Origin of the sequence: Streptomyces sp. 13-12-16, from assembly GCF_002114215.1 — a bacterium.
Taxonomy (GTDB): Bacteria; Actinomycetota; Actinomycetes; order Streptomycetales; family Streptomycetaceae; genus Streptomyces.
On the sequence record NZ_NCTE01001334.1, the window covers coordinates 1 to 3875 of the forward strand.

Sequence of the window (3875 nt, forward strand, 5' to 3'; positions counted from 1 at the left end):
CGCCGGTGTCGGGCGCACCGCTCGGTACGACGGTGACCTCGCCGGGGGCCTGCGCTTCGCTCTCGGCCGGTACGGGGCTCGGGCTGGTGGCGTCGGCCGGGGCCGGCGCCTCGCTGGGGGCCTCGGTGGCCGCGGGGACCGGGGACGGCCCGTCGGCGAAGGCGGGCACCGCGCTCGCCAGCACGGCGGTGCAGGCAAGTGCCGTGGCACTGAGGACAGTTCGGCGCATGGGTCGCTCTCTTTCGTCGCTCCGCCCGCAGGGTGATCCGGCGGGCCGGGTCATGGATCGTGCGAAGAGACGGGACGGCGACACCACGGGTTGTAAAGAGAAGGCAAAGTCCCGTGGGGGGAAACCCGTTGCCGGGCTTCCGGCGGGGGAGGAAACGCCCCCACCGCCCGGGAAGGCGCTACCGGGGTGACCGCAGCCCCGCGACGAGGAGCCCGACCAGTCGGCGTGCGTCGTAGCGGGGGTCGCTCTCCGCGCCGATGCACAGGTTTCCCACGCCGCGCATGAGCGCGTAGGCGTCGATGTCGGAGCGGATCTCACCGGCCGCCGCGGCGGCTTCGAGCAGTTGGGTGCAGACCGGCACGAGACGGTCGAGGAAGTAGGTGTGCAGGGCGTCGAAACCGGCCTCGTCGGAGTGCAGCACGGCGGCGAGGCCGTGCTTGGTGACCAGGAAGTCGACGAAGAGGCCGATCCACTCCCCCAGCGCCGCGTGCGGGGTCGCACCGGTGGCCAGCAGGGCCGGACCGGCCTCGGCGCAGGCGTCGACCTGGTGCCGGTAGACGGCGATGATGAGGTCCGCCCGCGTCGGGAAGTGGCGGTAGATCGTGCCCAGCCCGACTCCGGCCCTGGCCGCGATCTCGCGGACCGGCGCGTCCACGCCCGACGCGACGAAGACCGCGGCGGCGGCGTCCAGCAGGTTCTCCTTGTTGCGCCGGGCGTCCTTGCGCCGGGACGGAGCCGTGCGCCCGGCGCCCTCGTCACTGTCGCTCACGCGCCGCTCCTTTTCGCTCATCACCGCTTGCCAAAACGGAACAGCGTTCCGTATCGTTCCGGAACACGGTTCCGCTTGCTCATGATGCCAGAGCGGGCGCCCGGCCACCAAGCCGTGCGCCGCCGTGCCGTCACACACTTCCCGTACCGAGGAGACACGACCATGCAGTACCGCACCTTGGGCCGCACCGGCGTCCGGGTCAGCACCCTCGCGCTCGGCGCGATGAACTTCGGCAGGATCGGACGCACCTCCCAGGACGAGGCCACCGCCATCGTCGACGCCGCACTGGAGGCCGGCGTCAACCTCATCGACACCGCCGACATGTACGGCGACGGCGAGTCGGAGGAGATGGTCGGCAAGGCCATCGCCGGCCGCCGCGACGACATCGTGCTGGCCACCAAGGCCGGCATGCCCATGGGCGACGAGCAGAACCACCGGGGGAGCTCGCGCCGCTGGCTGGTCACCGCGCTGGACGACAGCCTGCGCCGGCTCGGCGTCGACCACGTCGACCTCTACCAGATCCACCGGTGGGACCCGGCCACCGGCGACGAGGAGACCCTGTCCGCCCTGACCGATCTGCAACGCGCGGGAAAGATCCGTTACTTCGGCTCCTCCACGTTCCCCGCGTACCGCATCGTGCAGGCGCAGTGGGCCGCCCGCGAACACCGCCTGAGCCGCTACGTCACCGAACAGCCCAGCTACTCCGTACTGCAGCGCGGGATCGAGTCCCACGTCCTGCCCGTGACGGAGGAGTACGGGATGGGGGTGCTGGCGTGGAGCCCGCTGGCCTCGGGCTGGCTGTCCGGCGCCGTCCGCAGGGGCAAGGACGTCACCACCCACCGCTCGGCGTTCATGCCGGAACGCTTCGACCCCGCCCTCCCCGCCAACCGGGCCCGGCTCGACGCCGTCGAGCGACTGGCCGAGATCGCCGACGCGGCCGGCCTGACGATGATCCGGCTCGCGCTCGGTTTCGTCACCGCGCACCCGGCCGTGACCAGCGCCCTCATCGGGCCGCGCACCCTGGACCACCTGCACTCCCAGCTCGCCGCCGCCGACACCGTGCTCCCCGCCGACGTACTCGACGCGATCGACTCCGTCGTCGCCCCGGGCACCGACCTGGCCGCGCACGAGAAGTTCGACACCCCGCCGGCGCTGCTCGACGCCTCCCTGCGGCGCCGCTGACGGATCTCCCGCCGTGAACCCGGCTGCCGGGCGCAGGAGTTCGCCGTCGGACACGGCACAACCCTTCGCCCGGTCCGCGGGTCACACCAGACAGGAGCAACCGCTCCAAGAGTCGCAAGGGGGAAATATGAGACTCAGTCGTTCCGTCCTGACCGCCTCCGCGCTGGCCGCCCTGTCGGTGGGGGCCACGACCGCCCTGGCGTCGCCGGCCTCGGCCGCGCCCGACATCACACCGCAGGGAGTCTGCGGAAGCGGCTACAAGACCGTGAACTCGGCGGCCGTCGGCTCACTGGGCACCGTCTACCTGACGTACAACTCGGCCAACGGCCGGAACTGCGTCGCGACCATCCGCAACAACCCCGGCACCAGGCTTGACATGTCCGCGTGGATCTATGTCCCCGACACCGAAGAGGGTGCCCAGGACGACGGACGGTTCACGTCGTACGCGGGACCGGCCTACGTCCACGGCAAGGGCCACTGCGTGGACTGGGGCGGCGGCATCAGCAACGTGTACGTGCAGGTGTACGGCTCCAACTGCGGCGCCCTGAAGGAGCACCGGGTCACCTTCACCCGCTGACCCGCGCCCCCGACGGACCGCTTCGCCCTGACAGGACCGCAAGGCCCTGTCAGGGCTCCGGTGCGTCACCCGGCGCCTCACGAACCCGGTTCCAGGGAGGGGTGCGGGGCGCCGGGGAAGCCGGGCGCGTCGAAGGACGCTCCGGCAAAGACGCCACCGGCACGGGCGCCGCCACGACGCCGCGCCGGCACTTCGACCGCACCGCCGGCGTGCCTCCCGGCCCCTGCCGCCGCACCTTCCGCTCACGGACCCGCCACCACGCCACGACGCCGGTGCGCGGTCCTCCCGAAGAGCGACGGGCCCGCTCCGTCTCAGGCGGGCTCCCCGCGCCCGGTGAGGGAGTCGAGGAGGGCACGGGTCTCCCCGACGCTCTCGGGGCGGGCCCCGGACGCGAAGAGTCCGGGTGCCTCGCGCAGACGGTCCCGTCCCGCCTCCACCCGGCCCGGATCCCCCAGCAGTCGGCCCCACACCACGAGGCTGCCGCCCAGGTCCGCCGCGAAGGCCTCGGGGTGGCGTCCGGCGAGCGCCCGGTAATGTCCGACGGCCTCCTCCGCCAGTGCCGCGGCTTCGTCGAGGCGGCCGAACTCGCCCAGGTCGAGGGCCGCGTTGTAGACGGACAGCGCCAGATCCGCCAGGGTGACGTCGTCGTCCTGGTTCAGGGCGGCCGTACGGGCGAGGGCGACCGATTCGAGGGTGGCTCGCACCGCGTCGTCGAGGCGGCCCAGTCCGACGAGGATCAGGGCCTGGTTCGTCAGCAGCCGCGACAGGTGCGGGCGGTGGCGGCCGGGGTCCGCCTCCAGGAGCCCGCGGCCGTACTCGACCGCCTGCTCGGATCTCTCCAGGGCCTCTTCGTGGCGGCCGGTGTTGTTGAGCCTCAGGGCGAGGGTGTCGAGCAGCCGGGCGGAGATCTCCGCCGTGTGCCCCGCCCCGGAGTGGAGGTGTTCGTCGTAGAGGCGGAGCGCCTTCTCGGCCGTGTCCAGGGCCTCCTGGGCGTCCCCCGCCTCGCTGAGCGCGTGGGAGAGGTCGGCCATGACGCTCACGGTGTTCACGAGATGCGCGCGGGGGTTGCGCTCCACCAGCTCGTAGAGGTGCGCGACGCTCGTACGGCCGGCCGCGCC

Annotated in this window: 4 protein-coding genes and 1 pseudogene; 2 read left to right on the forward strand and 3 right to left on the reverse strand. The window is 72.6% G+C overall.

Features of this window, described 5'->3' with window-relative positions; all coding sequences use genetic code 11:
• Positions 1-229, reverse strand: a pseudogene (locus B7767_RS40600) (sortase-dependent protein); the annotation flags it as partial.
• A 178-nt stretch (positions 230-407) separates the two neighbouring features.
• Positions 408-998: a TetR/AcrR family transcriptional regulator gene (locus B7767_RS40605; protein ID WP_085576281.1), complete on the reverse strand. Its 591-nt coding sequence runs from the start codon at positions 996-998 to the stop codon at positions 408-410.
• 162 nt (positions 999-1160) lie between these two features.
• Between B7767_RS40605 and B7767_RS40610 the strand changes: the two genes are divergently transcribed.
• Positions 1161-2180 carry an aldo/keto reductase gene (locus B7767_RS40610; protein WP_085576282.1) on the forward strand — a complete coding sequence of 340 codons (1020 nt, stop codon included), beginning with the start codon at positions 1161-1163 and terminating at the stop codon, positions 2178-2180.
• Between the two features lie 127 nt (positions 2181-2307).
• Positions 2308-2757, forward strand: a complete 450-nt coding sequence (locus B7767_RS40615) for a spore-associated protein (protein ID WP_085576283.1) — start codon at positions 2308-2310, stop codon at positions 2755-2757.
• A gap of 311 nt (positions 2758-3068) precedes the next feature.
• On the opposite strand, the gene B7767_RS45445 is transcribed toward B7767_RS40615, so the two are convergent.
• The coding region (locus tag B7767_RS45445; protein ID WP_179167515.1) for a tetratricopeptide repeat protein at positions 3069-3875 on the reverse strand (807 nt) is incomplete at its 5' end.